The organism is Streptomyces abyssalis, from assembly GCF_001751365.1.
GTDB classification, from domain to species: domain Bacteria; phylum Actinomycetota; class Actinomycetes; order Streptomycetales; family Streptomycetaceae; genus Streptomyces; species Streptomyces abyssalis.
Window position 1 is genome coordinate 967333 of record NZ_LJGT01000038.1, and the last position, 16062, is coordinate 983394.

The following is a 16062-nucleotide window of genomic DNA, read 5'->3' on the forward strand; positions in this document are numbered from 1 at the left end:
CACCGCATCTCCGCCTCAGGTACGACAAGGGGACAGTTCCGCCGTGTGGGGTTAAGGTCCAGGTCAGCGGATGAACGTCAGTACGAACCCGGCAGGAAGGAGCGACTGTGCGCGTCGCCGTCCTCGACGACTACCAGCAGGCCGCCCACCACTTCGCCGACTGGCAGAGCCTGGACGCCGAAGTCACCTTCCTCCACGAGCACTTCGGCGACACCGACGCCCTCGTCGCCGCGCTGCGCGGCTACGACGTCGTCGTCGCCATGCGCGAGCGGACCCCCTTCACCGCCGAGCGGTTCGAGCGTCTGCCGGACCTGCGTCTGCTGGTGACCACCGGCATGGCCAACGCCGCGATCGACGTGGCGGCCGCCGAACGGCACGGCGTGACCGTCTGCGGCACACACAGCCCGGCCACCGCGACGCCCGAACTCACCTGGGGCCTCATCCTGTCGCTGATCCGCCACATCCCGGCCGAGTCCACCGGCGTGCGCGAGGGCCAGTGGCAGCACTCCATCGGAGGCGACCTCTACGGGCGCACCCTCGGCATCGTCGGCCTCGGACGGCTCGGTTCGCGGGTGGCCGCCGTCGGCAGGGCCTTCGGCATGCGCGTACTGGCCTGGAGCAGCAACCTCGAACCCGCGACGGCCCGCGAGCGCGGGGCGGAGCCGGTCAGCAAGCAGACCCTCTTCGCCGAGGCCGACATCGTGACCGTCCACTACAAGCTCAGCGAACGCAGCACGGGCCTGATCGGCCCGGAGGAGCTGTCGTGGATGAAGCCCACGGCGTACCTCGTCAACACCTCGCGCGGGCCGCTGGTCGACACCGACGCGCTCGTCGACGCCCTGATAGAGGGACGTATCGCGGGCGCGGGCCTGGACGTCTACGACGTGGAACCGCTGCCGGCGGACGACCCGCTGCGCACCGCGCCCCGCACCGTGCTGACGCCGCACATCGGATACGTCACCGAGGGGACCTACCGGACCTTCTACGGGGAGGCGGTCGAGGACATCACCGCCTGGGCGGACGGGAAGCCGGTGCGCACGCTCACCCCGTGAGGTACGGCCCGCCCACCCCGTGAATCAGGGCCCGCCCCCGCCCGCCGCGCGTACGGCACCGCCCGGTGCGACCCTGGCGGTGACGGACACACGTGCGAAGGGACCGCGGCATGGCGAAACGGGTGGTGGCGAACTCGTACGGCGGGCCGGAGGCGCTCGACCTCATCGAGTCGGAGGTGCCTGCGCCGGGGCCGGGCTCCGTGACGCTGCGGGCCATGGCCATCGGCACGAACCCGGTGGACTACAAGCTCTACAGCGGTGCCATGGGCGACGACCCGGCGGCCCTGCCGATGCCCGTGGGCCTGGAGCTCTCGGGCGTGGTGACCGCCGTCGGGCAGGGCGCGGAGGGCCCGGACGGTCCGCTCTCCGCCGGGGACGAGGTCATCGCCCACCCCGCACCGGGCGCCTACGCGACCGAGCTCACGGTCCCCGCGGCCGGCGTCGTGCCGAAGCCGGCCGAGATGTCGTGGGAGGCGGCGTCCGGGCTGCTGCTCGCCGGGGGGACCGCGGTGCACGCCCTCACGGTCGTCGGTGTCACCGAGGGGGAGACACTGCTGATCCACGGGGCGTCGGGCGGCGTCGGCCTCCTCGCCGTGCAGATCGCGGCCGCGGCGGGCGCGAGGGTGATCGGCACGGCGGGCACGGGGCATCTGGAGGCGGTCGAGCGGTACGGAGCGACCGCGCTGCCCTACGGCGAGGGCCTCCTGGAGCGGGTGCGCGAGGCCGCACCCGGAGGCGTCGACGCGGTCGTCGACACCTCGGGCACCCGAGAGGCCATCGACGCCTCGCTCGAACTGGTCCCGGACCGCGGCAGGATCGTCTCCGTCCTCGCCTTCGACCGTGGCGACACCGGTATCAAGCTGATCGGCGGTGCCCCGAACGCCGACCCGGGCACCCGGATCAGGGCGGATGCCTGGCGGCAGCTCGTAGCCCTCGCGCGCCGGGGCGAACTGGAGGTCCCCGTCGCGCGTACGTACTCCCTCGCGGAGGCGGCGGAGGCCCACCGCTTCCTCGCGGAGGGCCATTCCGGCGGCAAGGTCGTACTGCTGCCCTGAGGTCCTGCCACGGTCCAGACGTCGCAGCGCCGGCCCGACGTCGTACCGGCGGCCTGACCGCCCGGCGCGGCCCGGCGTCGCGCCGGTACCCGTGCCGTCAGAGGCGCTTCTCCAGGAAGGCGAGGGTGCGCTCCCAGGCGAGCCGGGTCGAGTCCGGGTCGTAAGTGCCCAGGTGGTTCTCCTCGTTCGCGAAGGCGTGGCCCGCCGGGTAGCGCTCGATGGTCACCTTCGCCCCGGACTCGGCGCGGATTCGTGCGGCGATCTCCTCGGCCCGGGCGGGTGTGGCGTTCTCGTCCAGCTCGCCGTAGTGACCGAGGACGTCGGCGCGGACGCCCGAGAAGTCCACCTCGTCGTCGCTCGTGACCCCGTAGTACGGGACCGCTGCCGCGATCTTCTCCCCCGCCGCGGCAGCCAGCGCGAGTACGAAGCCGCCGCCCATGCAGAAGCCGACGGCACCCACCGAGTCGCCGCGTACCGCGTCGTGTGCGAGCAAGTAGTCGACGGCGCCGGTGAGTTCGCGCACCGCCTGGTTCATCGGCAGCTCCGTGGCCAGGCGTGCCGCGTCGTCGCTGTCGTGGGTGGTGCGGCCGCCGTAGAGGTCGGGGGCGAGCGCCACATAGCCGGCGGCGGCGAACTGGTCCGCCACGTCGGCGATCTGGTCCGTCAGCCCCCACCACTCCTGGATGACGATGACACCGGGACCGGTGCCGCCCTCGGGAAGAGCGAGATAGCCGTAGATCTCCACGCCGTCGGCGTCGAAGCGAAGGTTCTGGCGCAGCGGTGGTGCGGACACGGGATGACCCGCCTTTCTCCTCGGGGGTGCCGTCCGTACGGGACGGCACACGGTCGTGCAGCGACTGGCATGACGTACGGGGCGGACGTGCGGGTGGGCCGTGCGTGCGGCCCGTACACACGACCTCGTGCATACGGCCCGTCCGTCGGCCCTCCGCCTCCGGTGGTGCCCGTCCGCGAGCCTGGTAACCCGCCGAAGTGGAAGATCGCACACGGACGGCACGAACCCGCCAGCTCCCTGCCGCACAACGCTCACGCGGGAACTGGCAGACGGCCGATGGACCAAGCGGAAGCGACCGGGACGGAAGCGGGGCAGGGCGCGGGCAGGGCGGGAAGGGAAAGAGGGCAAGGCCGGAGGACGGCAAGGCCGGGGGCGCAGGCTGTGCGCAGGCTGATGAGCGGGCCTCAGCACTCCCCGGCCACGGAGGAGTCGTGCGCGAGTTCGCGGACGCGCTCCGGTGTCGGGTATTCGCCGGTGCCTTCGAACCCGGAGAGTGTGGCGGGCTGCCCGGCCAGGTAGCCGGTGCGGAAGAAGTCGTTGCCGGTGGTGGCGTCGAGCAGCCAGTTCGCGACGGTGCGGCAGCGGGCGTTGCTGGTCCGCAGCGCCGCGACGTGGTAGCCGCGGGTGACCAACCGGGCGGGCAGTCCGCTCAGTTCGACACCGAGGGGACGTGCCAGCGCGTCCCGCCCGCCGAGGTCGACGACGAGCCCGAGGTTCCTGTGCTCGTACGGTCTCGTGGGCCTGCCCCGCAGAACGGCGGCGACGTTGCGGGCTGCCCGCCGCCCCTGCCGCATGGCGTGCTGCGCGGTGGGCGGGCAGACGGGCGGCGGACCGTCACCGGCGCCACGGGCGGCGGCCAGGTCGGGCACGGCCGCGGCGTCCCCGAGCGCGAAGACTCCCTCCATGCCGGGCACCTGCAGATCGGCCCGTACCGCGAGCCGCCCGTGCACGGTCTCCGCGCCGAGCGTGTCGATCAGCGGGCTGGCGGTCACGCCCGTCGTCCAGATGAGGGTGTGGCTGGCCAGAGTGCGGCCGTCGGTGAGCGTGACGGAGCCCTCCGAAACCGCCGACACGGAGACCCCGAGCGAGACCTGAGTACCCCGTGCGGTGATGATCTGCAGCGCCTTGTGTCCGAGCCGGTCGCCGAGCTCAGGCAGCAGCTTCGGTGCGTGGTCGATGAGATGCCACTTGATCCAGCGGGGGTCGACGCGGCGGTAGCGGGACGCCGCCGCGGACGTCAGCCGCTGGAGGCAGGCGACCGTCTCCGTCCCCGAGTAGCCGCCGCCGGCCACGACGAACCGGAGCCGTGCGGCACGCTCCGCCTCGTCGTGCGTGACCGCGGCGAGGTCGAGCTGGGCGATGACGTGGTCGCGGAGCCAGACAGCCTCGGCCAGCGTCTTCATGCCGCGCGCCCGCCGGTCCAGGCCGGGGATGTCGAATGTGCGGGTGACGCTGCCGGGTGTGAGGACGATCCAGTCGTAGCGCTGGTTGACCAGTTCGCCGGTGATCAGCCGTACGACGCACACCTTCGCGGAGGTGTCCACGCCGATGGCGGCGCCGGGGACGATGCGCGTACGGCGCAGGACGCGCCGTAGCGCGGGCGCGACGGCCTCGGGGGCGAGCACGCCGGAGGCCACCTGGGGAAGGAGCGGGAGGTAGAGCTGGTAGTCGTCGGGGGTGATGAGGGAGATCTCCGCCTCGCTCTCGGAGAGTTCGCGCTCCAGTCCCCGCGCGCACTGCACTCCGGCGAAGCCGCCTCCGACGATGAGCACCCTGGGTCGCTCCATGGCCGCTTCACCCGCCCTCACTCGCCGGGGTCCGTGGAACCGTGGTCCGTCAGTCACCGCCGGAGGCGGCCCGTGCGCAAAGGCTGGCACGGGGTCGCGCGGGCCGCATCCGCTCGGGGTCCGGCCGGGGGACCCGCGGGAAGCGGCGGGGGTGGAGGTGCAGGGGCAGCGTCCGGTTCGGGACCGGGCCCGGTCCGGGGAACGCCCGGCCCGGGGTCGTCAGCGGAGGAAGCCCAGCCCGACCACGCCGGCGACGATGAGCAGCAGGCAGAGCAGACGGGCGGCCGTGGCGGGGTCGCCGAGCGCCGCCATCCCGTACACGGCGGTGCCGATGGCTCCGATCCCCACCCAGACGCCGTAGGCGGTCCCGAGCGGGATGTGTCCCATCGCGTACGACAGTCCGGCCATGCTGCACGCCAGCGCACCGGCGAAGAGGAGCGACGGCCACAGCCTGTGGAAATGGCCGGACGCCTCCAGGGCGCTCGCCCACACGGTCTCCAGCAGCCCCGATGCGATCAGAACCACCCAGGCGAGACTCATCGCACGCGCTCCACTCCGCCCGCTCCAGCGCGGGCCGCCTCAGGGCAGCCCCAGCCGGCTGCCACCGGCAGTCGATCACACGCGCGCGGGAGCGGAGCGGGAGCCCGGGCGCCAGGGAGCCCTGGCACCGGAAGACGAGGCCCCGGAAGGCGAGGCTCCGGGAGACCGAGCACCCGGAGGCCGGGAACCCGGAGGCCGGGCTCCGGAAGACCGGCGGCCGGGAGGCCCGGCCGCCGGGAGCCACGTCAGACGCCGATGTCTCCGCCGTCCTTGCGCCAGACGCTGACGACGGAGGGGCGCACGTACTCGCCCGGTCCGTCCGGCCACTGGGAGGCGGGCTTCTCCACGCTCGCCCCGTCCTCCTCGCCCGGATGCTGTACGGACACGAGCACGCGCCGGTCCTGGACGATCGGCCCGCAGGTCTCGGCCGCGTTGGGCATGGTCAGGAACTGCCGCACCTCGCCGCGCCGCCGGCCAGCCGTGGCCACGCCGAACAGGCCGTCGTGCGAGCCGAGTTCGTTGCCGTCCGTGGAGAGCCACAGATTGCCGTAGTCGTCGAACGTGACGTTGTCCGGGCAGGAGATCGGGCTGACCTGGTCCTTGGGGAAACCGCCGAAGTACGTGGAGGGGTCCTCCGGATCGCCGCACACCAGGAAGAGCCGCCAGGAGAAGCTCCGCGCGGCCGGGTCGTCGCCCTTCTCCGTGAACTCCAGCACCTGGCCGTGCTTGTTGCCCTTGCGGGGGTTGGCCTCGTCGGGGCCCGCCTTGCCTGCGGCGCCGCGGTCGGTGTTGTTGGTGAGCGCGGCGTAGACGCGCCCGGTGCGCGGGCTCGGTTCGACGTCCTCGGGACGGTCCATCTTCGTGGCCCCGGCCTTGTCGCCGGCGATGCGCGTGAAGACGTAGACCTCCTCGGCGGTCATGCCCTTCACATGCGAGTCGTCGCCGGTGGCCAGCGGAATCCACTTGCCCTTGCCGTCGAACTCGTGGTCGTCGGAGGGGAGTTCGCCCGAGCCGTCGATCTCGTCCTCGGGGCTGTCCCCGGTCAGCTTGGCGACGTAGAGCGTGCCGTGGTCCAGGAGCGTCATGTTGTGCTCCTTGTCGGCACGGCTGTCACCGCGCCGCATACGCTTCGACGAGACGAACTTGTAGAGGTACTCGAAGCGTTCGTCGTCGCCCATGTACACCACGGGGCGGCCGTCGCTCGTCAGCCGGGGCTGGGCGGCCTCGTGCTTGAACCGGCCGAGCGCGGTGCGCTTGCGCGGCGCCGAATCCGGGTCGTACGGGTCGAGTTCGACGACCCAGCCGAAGCGGTGCGGCTCGTACGGCTCCTTCGTCACGTCGAAGCGGTCGTCGAACCGCTCCCACTTGCGCTCGGTGTCGGTGCCCTTCAGCGCGTAGCGCTGCAGCCGCTTCTTGTGCTCCTCGTCCTTCACCTCGTCGGTGTTGGCGAAGTACTGGTCGACGTTCTCCTCGCCGTGCAGCGTGGTGCCCCACGGGGTGGTGCCGCCCGCACAGTTGTTGAGGGTGCCCAGCACCTTGCGGCCCCCGGGGTCCGCGGACGTACGGAGCCACTTGCTGCCGGCCGCCGGGCCGGTGACCTCGAAGGGCGTGGTGGCGGTGACGCGGCGGTTGAGGCGGTGGCGCGGCACCGCCTTGAGGGCTCCGGACTTCTTCTCGCCCTCGACCACCACGACGGACAGCCCGTGCGCAGCCCAGCCGATCTCGGCCTGCTCACGGGTCGGGTCGTCGGCGTCGTAACCGGCGAACATCAGGACCTCGTCCGTGTATTCGTGGTTCGCGACCATCAACTGCCGCTTCTCGTCGCCTTCTTGCTCCTTCAGCGGCAGGAGCGACAGGAAGTCGTTGTTGTAACCGAACTGCCCTTTCTGCGCCTTCGCGGTCTGCTTCTCCGGATCGAAGTCGGGCGCACCGCGCAGGATCGGTTCGCCCCAGCGGATCACGACGTTCTGACCGTAGCCCTCCGGGACGGTCACCTTGTCGTCGGTGTTCGGCTCGACGGGCGTGAAACGCAGGCCCTTCGCGGGCTTGCCCTTCGTCTTGGCCTCCTCCGCAGACACCGCACCGGCGGGCCCGGAGCTGCACGCCCCCGTACCGGCCACCGCGACGACGGTCCCGCCCACGGCCCCGGCGCGCAGCACGGCCCGGCGCGAGAGGGCACGCGCGATGACGTCTCCGGCGTACTCGTTGCCGCTGGTGTTGGGCGCCTCGTGGAAGCAGGCGTCCCCACACCGGTAGCGGCAGGTCATGGCGGACCTCCCGCCCGGGTGCGAGCCGAGCACCGTCAGCAGCTTGCGCATGGTCCCCTCCGGATCTCCCGTGTCTACGGCGGTGACGCTATGGGCACAGCCCCGCGAAGAGGCAACCTCACGATGAACCACGGGTGAACCCCGTCCCACCCCCGCACGCTCACGAAAGCCCGCCGGTCGTCGACGAGTGCCGCCGACGGCGGCCGGCGGCCCTCAGGTCAGCACGGCGCGCCCGAGCACTGGTCCGGAAAGGCCACCACGATGCGGTGGTCCAGCCAGACCGCGCACGCCCACGACAGCAACAGCAGCGTCAGCACCACGACCGCGGCCTTGACGGTGCGGCGTGCCCCGGGCCCGCCCCTGCCGCGGAGCACGGCGCGCGTGAGTGACCAGGTGAGCAGGGTGATCAGGGGGAAGCCTGCGACCATGCCCGGCAGTTCGATGTACAGCAGACTCAGGTCGCGCCGCCCCTCGAAGGATCCCCGCAGCCCGGGTGCCGCGCCTTCGAGCCAGACTCCGAAGCCGACGGCCGCAGCGACGGCCGTGACCAGGCACCCGGCAGCCACGGCCGCCGGCCCCTCGCGCCCTTCAGGCCCCGCACGCCGTTCACGCGGTTCGCTCGGTTCCATGACGGAACTGACGCCGCCGGCCGCGCCTTAGTTCCCTCGGCCGTTCCGCTTCCGCGCCGCGGCGGCCCGGTTCGTACGGGCCCGCGTGCGTCTGCTCAGCCTGTCAGCGGCGGCGCCTCTTCGGCACGGACGGGACCGCCGGGGCAGCCGGGATACGTGCCCGCACCATCAGCGTGCCGACGTTGTCGGGCTCCGGCGCGGGCAGTACGGAGGCTTCGACGCCCGTGAAGCCGCTGCGCTTCAGCAGGTCCTCCCACATCTCCGTGGAGTACGACCAGCGCAGCACGGGCAGCCTGCGTCCGCTGAGGCCGTTGCCGTACATCGCCTGCGGCCCGTAGAAGCCCTCGATGGGCTCGGCCTGCGAAAGGGCCAGCACTCCACCGGGGTTGAGCCTGCGGGCGATCAGCGGGATCAGTTTCTCCGGATCGGTGAACCACACGGCGCCCCAGCGGGAGAAGACGGCGTCGAAGGTGGCGGAGGTGTCGGCGAGATGGTCGCAGGCCTCCGCGTTGACGAAGGAGAGCCCCGGCGTGCCCTCCCACCACAGGCGCGCGCGGGCGGTCTGTGCGGGCGAGAAGTCGAGCGCGGTCGTCTCGACGCCCATACGGGCGAGGAAGACCGCCTCCTTCCCTTCGGCCGAGCCCAGCTCCAGGGCTGTGCGCGGCTGTCCGAGGAAGCCGGCTCCCGGGCCGTGCCCGGGATACTGCGTCCACTCGAAGGAGTCGACGACCGGGGGCGACGGCGCCCCGTCCCCTTTGTGCGGCTTGTACGTGTCCCAGTACTCGGGGAGGCTCTTCGACGTGAGAGGCATGCGTTTCCTCGCAGGGTGCGGGCGATGGTGTCACCTGCCCCGTCACCGTAGGCCCGCCGCCTCCCGCCCGGGCCCGGACGGGACGGCTTCACCCGAACGTGCTGCGGCTCGTACGGGCTCCTTCATTACTCGCCGTAACTGCCATTGCTCTTGATCTCTCCCCCTTGCTCCCTGGCGGGTCAGCGCCACCCACAGACGCGGGCGTCGGTTATCCGTCGGGGCGTGCGGAGTTGGGCAACCGGCCGATGCACGCCGTTGGGTGCGGTCATCGTGTGAGGCGGGCGTGGATGGTCTTGCCCTGTTGGCCGGGGCCGAGGGTGATGGCGATGTGGCCGGTGAGGAGGCGGACCATGTGCCATCCGAAGCCGCCGGTGCCGTCGTTGAGGTCGGGGCACGTTCGCGCGGGGGCGCCGGGTTGAGATCGCTGACGGCGACGTCCACCGTGTGGGCGGTGGCGCTGAGGTGGAGGGTGTAGTAGCCGCCACCGTGGCGCAGGGCGTTCGTGGCGAGTTCGCAGACCACCGGGGCGAGGGTTTCCGCGGTCTCGGGGTCCGGGGCCGGGTCGAGATCCTCGATGAAGGCGCGGGCGACCCCGCGGGCGCGGGGGATGCCGGCGAGGCTGTCGTCTTCGAGAACGACAGGGGGCCCGGGAGCCACTGTGCCGGTCGTCTTCATGTCGTTCATGCGCCAACACCCCGCCTGGGTCGGTTGTGCCGCCGGGCTCAGCTTGTGCCCGGCGAGCCGGGCCTCAACCGCGTACGTCACTCTTCCGGGTGCGCAAAAGGCAGAACCTCCGTCACCACTGGTGAAGAAAATCTGTCACGGCGAGAGTAGACATCGGTACGTGCCGGGGTTAGTGTTCTGCCTGTAGCCAAGAGGTCGAAGAGGGCACGGCAGAGATGAACTGCCGTGCAAGCAGGTCCGGCAAGATGCGGAACGGCAGTGGAGTGGTGGAGCCGCAAAGGGTGGGTTCCCTCACTGACTGCCGGGCCGAGCGGCCCCAGGGGCCGCATTCAGCACCCGCAAGATCAAGCAGTACAACCGAGTAACCGAACGAGGTTAGGAGCAGCCGCCATCAGGATCGCCCGGGCGAAGCAGAACACCGCTCGGGTACCGCAGGCCCCGGATTGGAAGGTGGTCCCCGGTCACGCAGCCGCGATCCCCGCACTTCCGCCCGCCGAGGCGGACCAGCGGAACAAGAAGCCCGGTGTAGTCAGCCGGTAGATGGTGTTGAAAGCTCGGGGCCCGGGTGCCAGTACGGCACTCGGGCCCCTCGACGCGCCCCCGAAAGAAGAGGTTTATGCCCCCTCGAAGTTCCCGCCCCGTCGACAAATTCGACGACGACGACTACCCCGCCTACACCATGGGCCGGGCCGCCGACATGATCGGCACCACCCCCGCCTTCCTCCGCGCTCTCGGCGAGAACCGGCTGATCACCCCGCCCCGCTCCGAAGGCGGCCACCGCCGCTACTCCCGCTACCAACTACGCATCGCCGCACGCGCCCGCGAACTCGTCGACGACGGCACCCCCATCGAAGCAGCCTGCCGGATCATCATCCTCGAAGACCAACTCGAAGAAGCCCAGCGCATCAACGAAGAACTGCGCACCCGCGACGCCACCTCGTAACGGCGTTCCAACACCGACCCGGCCGAACTGATCACCGCCGCGGACCCGACCAGAACCGTCCGCACACCGAGAATCACCAGGGCCTTACCGCTCAGCGGACCGGTGTCGTCTGGGCCAGGGCGATGCGCCAGTCGTCGCCCTGGCGGGTCAATACGTAGGTCATGGCACCGACCGAAGGCAGCTCGGACGTGCCCTCCGCTTCGGACCGTTCGTCGTGCACGGTCTTGGTGAGGCTGACGACAGCGACGTCTGGGGTGGTGAACCGGATGTCGTCGACCTCCAGCGAGGTCCGGATGTCCTTGAGCGGGGAAGAGAGCGCTTCGGCCATCGCCGAAGCGAAGGCTTCACGCCCGAAGAGGCGCCGCCCGGCCAAGTTGACGATCACCAAGTTTGCGGTGTGCAGCGCAGGCAGCGCGTCCGGGTCGGTCTGCGCCTCCTGGGACCGCGCGACCAACTCGCGGATCTTCTGCTCGTCTGCGTCGCTGGTGGGGAGAGTGGAGTTCGTGGTGTCCATGGAGGAAAACCTAGAACTTTAACTTAAGTTGAAGTCAACTCCTCTCGCTGGCCGCCAGGTGATAGGGCGCGATAGCTGGCGAGTCCTCGACCCGGCGCCGCTGGGTGAGGCGGGCGTTCAGGTGGCGGTGCCGCCGGTTTCGCAGACGTGCTTGCCATGGGCTGTCTGGCCGGTGATGTTGCTGCGGGAGACCGCGGGGGCCTCGGCGTCGCTGAAGCTTTCGCCGCTGACAGAGCTCTTGCCTGCTCGGTAGACGGTGCGCTCAAGGGTGGCCGTGGGAGTGGCCTGCTGACGCACGAAGCTGCCTTTGCCGTGCTGGGAGACGACGACGCCCAGCTTCCGCAGCTCGCCCCACGGCCGAACGGACGGTGGGGCGTGATACGCCGTAGACCTCGATGAGTTCGGCTTCGCTGGGGCGCTTGCGGTGCGGGCCCGCGCCTACGGGGTTTGCCCGCGGGAGCTGGCGGCAACGCGGCCGGAGTTGCGCCGCTGAGGGGCCATGCAAATCAGGTGTGATGACGTGCGTGTGAATACCCAGTTCGCAAAAGGATGCGACCTGAAGTTGCCTGAGACCGAGCGCCCATCCAAGGCGTGAGCAGGCGACCTGCGGCTCGTACGGCTCCTGACTCCGCGCCCGACGCCCCGCCCCACGGCCCAAGCCCCACGCCCGGGTACGGTCGACTGCCGGCCCTCCACGGCGCACCACTCCACAGGAAGGCGGCGAGAGCCCGTGAGCATCTTCGACTCCCCCGTCCCGCGGTTCCATCTGGCCGTGCCCGTCGACGACTTGGACGCCGCACGCCGCTTCTACGGCGACGTCCTCGGCCTGGAACAGGGCCGCAGCGCGGAGACCTGGACGGACTGGAACCTCCACGGGCACCAGTTCGTCACCCACCTCGCACCCGGCCACGGCGGCGCGGCGCCCGGCGGTGCGCACAACCCCGTCGACGGCCACGACGTGCCCGTGCCGCACTTCGGCCTGATCCTCGCCGTGCCCGAGTTCCACAAGCTGGCGGACCGGCTGCGTACGGCCGGCACGGAGTTCGTCATCGAGCCGTACGTACGGTTCGAGGGGCAGCCGGGCGAGCAGTGGACGATGTTCCTGCGCGATCCGGCCGGAAACGCCCTGGAGTTCAAGGCGTTCGCCGACGATGCGCAGGTCTTCGCCACCGGTTGAGTCACGGCAAGAGCCTCACCAGAGCAAGAAACGACCCCGGCCGGTGCGACACCGGACGGGGTAGACCGTCTTGGCTCAGCTTCTCGGAGCAGGTTCGCTGCCACTCAGCCGACGACATGCCTTCGGCGGCCTCTGCAAGCGCCTTGGCTGACGCTGTCTTGAGCTTGGTCCGTGCTGCGTCGACCCATACGGATCTTCCTCTGGGCGAATCATCGCGTGTTCGGTCTGAGACCGATATGCACCGCATCGAGTTCGCGTGTCGACTGCTTGGACACACGGCCACCGTCCAGGAGGAGACCAACGCGGTCTCTCAGGCGATGACGAGGCTGGGATCGGTGGGATCGGTGGCAAGCAAGCCAGGACGTGAAGCGAGGAATGCCCACACCGAATGAACGTTGAGGTCTGCACAACCCAAGTCGGGATGGAGGCGGTCCACCAGGCTGCGCGGCAGCGCTCCCCCGTCCCGGAGTCGGGGCGAACGGTCATTCATGAACGAATCATCCGCTCGGGGCAGGCGGCCCGAACCCAGCCGATATGCCCTGGTGGTGGCCGGGGCCGCCGGTGGTGTGACGGAGAGGCAGTGGGTTCTGCCGGCGTGGCAGGTTGCTGACGCGCGCAGGGCCGTTGGGATGATGCCCCGTCATGTCTCTTGGGGCACCGTTTCGGAATCTCATATTACTGGCAGCACAGGTCGGGAAGCACCGGGACTTTCCGGTCCTCCCTGGCCGTCGCCTCCACCGACGACCGGCAGCGCCCGTCGAGGGGCCTGCCCACTGCAGAAAAGAGACACGATGAAGCCCACCCGCGTCGTCCTCGCCGCCGCCGGCGCTGCTTTGGCCGCAGGCACCCTCACTGCCCCCGCCGCGCACGCCGCCACCGCCGTGCCCTGCTCCGCAACCGCTCTCATCGACGCCATCAACGACGCCAACGCCAACGGCGGCGACACCCTCGTTCTCGCCTCAGGCTGCACCTACGACCTCACCGCCGCCGACAACGACGAGAACGGCCTCCCCGTCATCACCACACCCATCACCATCGTCGGCAGCAACACCACCATCGCCCGCAACGCTTCAGCCACCGACCAGTTCCGCATCTTCGAAGTAGGCGACGGCGGACGCCTCAGCCTCCAACGACTCACCATCCGAGGCGGGGACACCACCGGCGAGGGCGGAGGCATCCTCACATCCACCGGAGGCAACCTCCGCCTCGCCGACGTCACCGTCACCGAGAACACCTCCGCCGCCGACGGAGGCGGCGCCAAGATCACAGAGGATGCCACCGCGACCATCGCCAACAGCACCTTCAGCAACAACGACGCAGGCGATGAAGGCGGAGGTCTCAGCAACGACGGCACCACCACCCTGGGCACCACCACCCTCAACAACAACAACGCAGACAACTACGGCGGCGGGCTGGACAGCGACGACGAAACCCTGACCGCCAGCAGAACCACCATCCGCAACAACGAAACCGGGGAGGGCAGCGCCGGCGTTGACTCCGACGGCGGCACCGTCACCATCAGCAACAGCAACATCAGCGACAACACCACCATCGGTACTTTCGCCGCCGGCATCTACAACGATGCGGACTCCATGACCCTCAACACCACGATCGTCAGGGACAACACCAGCACCGGCGACGGCTCCGAAGGGGGCGGCATCTACAACACCAGCCCCCTGACCCTCCGCAACTCCACCGTCACCGGCAACAGCCTCCCGGGAGCCAACGGACAAGGCGGCGGCATCTACAGCGACGACGGACCCGTGTCCCTGATCAGCAGCAGAGTCACCGGCAACAACGCCACCGGAGCCGGCGGCATCTACAACGACAGCGCACCCCTGTCCCTGATCAGCAGCAGAGTCACCGGCAACAACGCCACCATCGCACCCGGCGGCCTATACACCGACGTCCCCATCACCTTCACCTCCTCCGCCATCACCGGCAACATCCCCACCAACTGCACCGGCAGCCCCGTCATCCCCCCCGGCTGCAACAACTGACCCACCCACCAACACCACGCCGGTCCGCACCACCCCTACACCCACAGTGCGGACCGGCCCCCACACACACGCTCCCCGCTCTACAGAAGGCCATGGCAGTCATGGTGCAGAGATCTCGAAGTTCGATGCGCCGGCAGTCGCGGCGACGCTCGGCATGCACGGTGCGCGCGTCGATCGGCACATTGGTGGCGCGGAATTGGCTTGAACTTCGGCCGCGGGTCCGGCTTCCTCACTCGCACTGAGGACGAGTCGTCATCAGCCCCCGAGAACGTGAGGGCAAGCATGAAGCTGCTGAATTCCTACGGCGCAGGTGCCATTGTTGTCGGGGTCTCAACCACGGTTACGTCCCCGCCGACTGCGTCGCCGCTCGAGTTGTTGTTGTTTCTGATCCCAACGCCGCAGGAAGAGCTGCTGTTTCTCGCATCGGAATGACCAGAGCCGTCGACGGCCCCGGTGAACTGGCTTGGGGCTCCGTTGGTGCCGTTTACTTGTCGGCAGTCCACGCTTGTATTCTGGGCGGCGGCGAGGCTGACACAAAGAATGCTCAGACCTCCGACCATGGTGCCCGCGAAGGCCGCCCTGGCAACTTTACGCATCTGCGTCTCCGGTTCCTTTAGATCTCGGCCGCGACGAGTGAATTTCTCGCGCTCGATCCCAGGTTATTTGCGCAGACCGAGACGGAAGTTCTGCAACACGCGTCTCCGGCCGCATTCGGGCCACTGGCCGGCGTTCGTGCCCGGTCTGCGGAAACATCGTTCGGGGCCCTGTTACAGCGACCGAGCGTAGCGACGTCGTGTGAACCATTTCCGGGGATCGAGGGACCAAGTCATGTCCCGGAGTAACGCGCTGTCGTTGGCGTTATGACCGAATTCGGGGAACACGACCTGGGAGGTTGGTGTGCAGATGAGGGTGGAGAGGGTGAGCCGCCCACGGCATCCGCGCGTTCGCCGACGACGCGCAGGTCTTCGCCGTGGACTGAGCCCGCGCATCAGGCCACGGCGCACGGACGAGGGCCCCGGGATCGCACGCGAACAGCGTGCGATCCCGGGGCCCTTGAGTCCGGAGAGCCGGTCAGCCGACGATGCCGGAGGCGCCTTCGACGGCGGGGACGCCGGCGTTCACGGTGCCGTTGACGCCGACCACGTCCACGTTGGCGGCCACGCCGCCCGGGCCGGGCGTGACGGCGACGTCGGCGATACCGCCGCCGACGGTCGCGCTGACGCCACCGGACACGTTGTCGAGGTCGGCGTCGGAGAGTTCGGCGGTCTCGATCCGGGATATGTCACGCATGAAGGTTCCAATCGATGAGCGGGAGCACTGCTCCGGCAGAGCCGGAGTTAGGGATCAGACCATCTGGACGCTCTCCTCTGCCACTTGTCACACTCGTCTCCCCCATGACCCTCACGTGATCTTCTGATTCGTTACTGACTCTCAGCCCCGCCCCACCGGACCGGTGGCACCCGGGCGCGCGCAGGGCCCCGGTACGCATGCGTCGCACACGCCCCGGGGCCCCTGAATGCGAAGGAGCTCCTCGCGGTCAGCCCACCAGGCCGGTGACACCGCCCACGGCGGGCAGGCTGCCGGTGAGACCGGGGGCGCCGGCGGCCACGCTCCCCGCGACGCCACCGACGCCGTCGACGCCGCCGGCCACGCTGCCCGCGACGCCGTCCAGGCCTGCGGCGAGGTTGCCGCCGACGGTGGCGCCCACGCCGCCGGACACGTTGTCGAGGTCGGCGTCGGAGAGTTCGGAGGTCTCGATCTGGGGAGTGATGTCACGCATGGTGGCTTCCAATCAACAGGGCGGGGACAG

The 16062-nt window shown here is 70.1% G+C and carries 16 protein-coding genes; 6 read left to right on the forward strand and 10 right to left on the reverse strand.

Annotated features, from left to right (window positions below; all coding sequences use genetic code 11):
• Window positions 1-107: 107 nt before the first annotated feature.
• Together AN215_RS11525 and AN215_RS11530 are read left to right on the forward strand one after the other, a co-directional pair.
• Window positions 108-1052 (forward strand): D-2-hydroxyacid dehydrogenase family protein, encoded by a 945-nt coding sequence (locus AN215_RS11525; RefSeq protein ID WP_070009033.1) that lies wholly within the window; start codon window positions 108-110, stop codon window positions 1050-1052.
• 110 nt (window positions 1053-1162) lie between these two features.
• Window positions 1163-2107 carry a quinone oxidoreductase family protein gene (locus AN215_RS11530; RefSeq protein ID WP_171904164.1) on the forward strand — a complete coding sequence of 315 codons (945 nt, stop codon included), beginning with the start codon at window positions 1163-1165 and terminating at the stop codon, window positions 2105-2107.
• A 97-nt stretch (window positions 2108-2204) separates the two neighbouring features.
• Here AN215_RS11530 and AN215_RS11535 read toward each other — a convergent pair whose 3' ends face one another.
• From AN215_RS11535 to AN215_RS11560, 6 genes are all read right to left on the reverse strand, one after another.
• Window positions 2205-2900: a dienelactone hydrolase family protein gene (locus tag AN215_RS11535; protein ID WP_070009034.1), complete on the reverse strand. Its 696-nt coding sequence runs from the start codon at window positions 2898-2900 to the stop codon at window positions 2205-2207.
• A 404-nt stretch (window positions 2901-3304) separates the two neighbouring features.
• Window positions 3305-4687: an NAD(P)/FAD-dependent oxidoreductase gene (locus AN215_RS11540; protein ID WP_070009035.1), complete on the reverse strand. Its 1383-nt coding sequence runs from the start codon at window positions 4685-4687 to the stop codon at window positions 3305-3307.
• A 219-nt stretch (window positions 4688-4906) separates the two neighbouring features.
• Window positions 4907-5227, reverse strand: coding sequence for a DMT family transporter (locus tag AN215_RS11545; RefSeq protein WP_070009036.1), 321 nt, complete (start codon window positions 5225-5227; stop codon window positions 4907-4909).
• A 245-nt stretch (window positions 5228-5472) separates the two neighbouring features.
• The gene (locus AN215_RS11550) at window positions 5473-7545 is read right to left on the reverse strand and encodes a PhoX family protein (RefSeq protein ID WP_070009037.1); all 2073 of its coding nucleotides are present in this window, start codon (window positions 7543-7545) and stop codon (window positions 5473-5475) included.
• Window positions 7546-7712: 167 nt separating this feature from the next.
• Window positions 7713-8060: a hypothetical protein gene (locus AN215_RS11555; RefSeq protein WP_070009497.1), complete on the reverse strand. Its 348-nt coding sequence runs from the start codon at window positions 8058-8060 to the stop codon at window positions 7713-7715.
• A gap of 166 nt (window positions 8061-8226) precedes the next feature.
• Window positions 8227-8934 (reverse strand): class I SAM-dependent methyltransferase, encoded by a 708-nt coding sequence (locus tag AN215_RS11560; RefSeq protein WP_070009038.1) that lies wholly within the window; start codon window positions 8932-8934, stop codon window positions 8227-8229.
• A gap of 1300 nt (window positions 8935-10234) precedes the next feature.
• Here AN215_RS11560 and AN215_RS11565 point away from each other — a divergent pair.
• Window positions 10235-10561, forward strand: coding sequence for a MerR family transcriptional regulator (locus tag AN215_RS11565; RefSeq protein ID WP_070009039.1), 327 nt, complete (start codon window positions 10235-10237; stop codon window positions 10559-10561).
• A 91-nt stretch (window positions 10562-10652) separates the two neighbouring features.
• Here AN215_RS11565 and AN215_RS11570 read toward each other — a convergent pair whose 3' ends face one another.
• Window positions 10653-11075, reverse strand: a complete 423-nt coding sequence (locus tag AN215_RS11570) for an SgcJ/EcaC family oxidoreductase (protein WP_070009040.1) — start codon at window positions 11073-11075, stop codon at window positions 10653-10655.
• Between the two features lie 117 nt (window positions 11076-11192).
• Complete coding sequence (locus tag AN215_RS11575) at window positions 11193-11372, reverse strand: hypothetical protein (protein WP_070009041.1); 180 nt, start codon at window positions 11370-11372, stop codon at window positions 11193-11195.
• Between the two features lie 433 nt (window positions 11373-11805).
• On the opposite strand from AN215_RS11575, the gene AN215_RS11580 reads away from it, so the two are divergent.
• From AN215_RS11580 to AN215_RS29820, 3 genes are all read left to right on the forward strand, one after another.
• On the forward strand, window positions 11806-12252 hold the full coding sequence (locus tag AN215_RS11580) for a VOC family protein (RefSeq protein ID WP_070009042.1): 447 nt from the start codon (window positions 11806-11808) through the stop codon (window positions 12250-12252).
• A 791-nt stretch (window positions 12253-13043) separates the two neighbouring features.
• Window positions 13044-14252: a hypothetical protein gene (locus AN215_RS11585; RefSeq protein WP_079122904.1), complete on the forward strand. Its 1209-nt coding sequence runs from the start codon at window positions 13044-13046 to the stop codon at window positions 14250-14252.
• 282 nt (window positions 14253-14534) lie between these two features.
• Window positions 14535-14684, forward strand: coding sequence for a hypothetical protein (locus tag AN215_RS29820; protein ID WP_171904165.1), 150 nt, complete (start codon window positions 14535-14537; stop codon window positions 14682-14684).
• Between the two features lie 639 nt (window positions 14685-15323).
• Here AN215_RS29820 and AN215_RS11595 read toward each other — a convergent pair.
• The gene (locus tag AN215_RS11595) at window positions 15324-15542 is read right to left on the reverse strand and encodes a hypothetical protein (RefSeq protein ID WP_070009044.1); all 219 of its coding nucleotides are present in this window, start codon (window positions 15540-15542) and stop codon (window positions 15324-15326) included.
• A gap of 247 nt (window positions 15543-15789) precedes the next feature.
• Complete coding sequence (locus tag AN215_RS11600) at window positions 15790-16032, reverse strand: hypothetical protein (protein ID WP_070009045.1); 243 nt, start codon at window positions 16030-16032, stop codon at window positions 15790-15792.
• Between the last annotated feature and the right edge of the window lie 30 nt (window positions 16033-16062).

Excerpts from the sequence above, each read along its gene's own strand:
- AN215_RS11530 (WP_171904164.1), top strand. The coding sequence starts at position 1,163 with ATGGCGAAACGGGTGGTGGCGAACTCGTACGGCGGGCCGGAGGCGCTC.
- AN215_RS11540 (WP_070009035.1), bottom strand. The coding sequence starts at position 4,687 with ATGGAGCGACCCAGGGTGCTCATCGTCGGAGGCGGCTTCGCCGGAGTG.
- AN215_RS11545 (WP_070009036.1), bottom strand. The coding sequence starts at position 5,227 with ATGAGTCTCGCCTGGGTGGTTCTGATCGCATCGGGGCTGCTGGAGACC.
- AN215_RS11550 (WP_070009037.1), bottom strand. The coding sequence starts at position 7,545 with ATGCGCAAGCTGCTGACGGTGCTCGGCTCGCACCCGGGCGGGAGGTCC.
- AN215_RS11560 (WP_070009038.1), bottom strand. The coding sequence starts at position 8,934 with ATGCCTCTCACGTCGAAGAGCCTCCCCGAGTACTGGGACACGTACAAG.
- AN215_RS11565 (WP_070009039.1), top strand. The coding sequence starts at position 10,235 with ATGCCCCCTCGAAGTTCCCGCCCCGTCGACAAATTCGACGACGACGAC.
- AN215_RS11570 (WP_070009040.1), bottom strand. The coding sequence starts at position 11,075 with ATGGACACCACGAACTCCACTCTCCCCACCAGCGACGCAGACGAGCAG.
- AN215_RS11585 (WP_079122904.1), top strand. The coding sequence starts at position 13,044 with ATGAAGCCCACCCGCGTCGTCCTCGCCGCCGCCGGCGCTGCTTTGGCC.
- AN215_RS29820 (WP_171904165.1), top strand. The coding sequence starts at position 14,535 with ATGAAGCTGCTGAATTCCTACGGCGCAGGTGCCATTGTTGTCGGGGTC.
- AN215_RS11595 (WP_070009044.1), bottom strand. The coding sequence starts at position 15,542 with ATGCGTGACATATCCCGGATCGAGACCGCCGAACTCTCCGACGCCGAC.
- AN215_RS11600 (WP_070009045.1), bottom strand. The coding sequence starts at position 16,032 with ATGCGTGACATCACTCCCCAGATCGAGACCTCCGAACTCTCCGACGCC.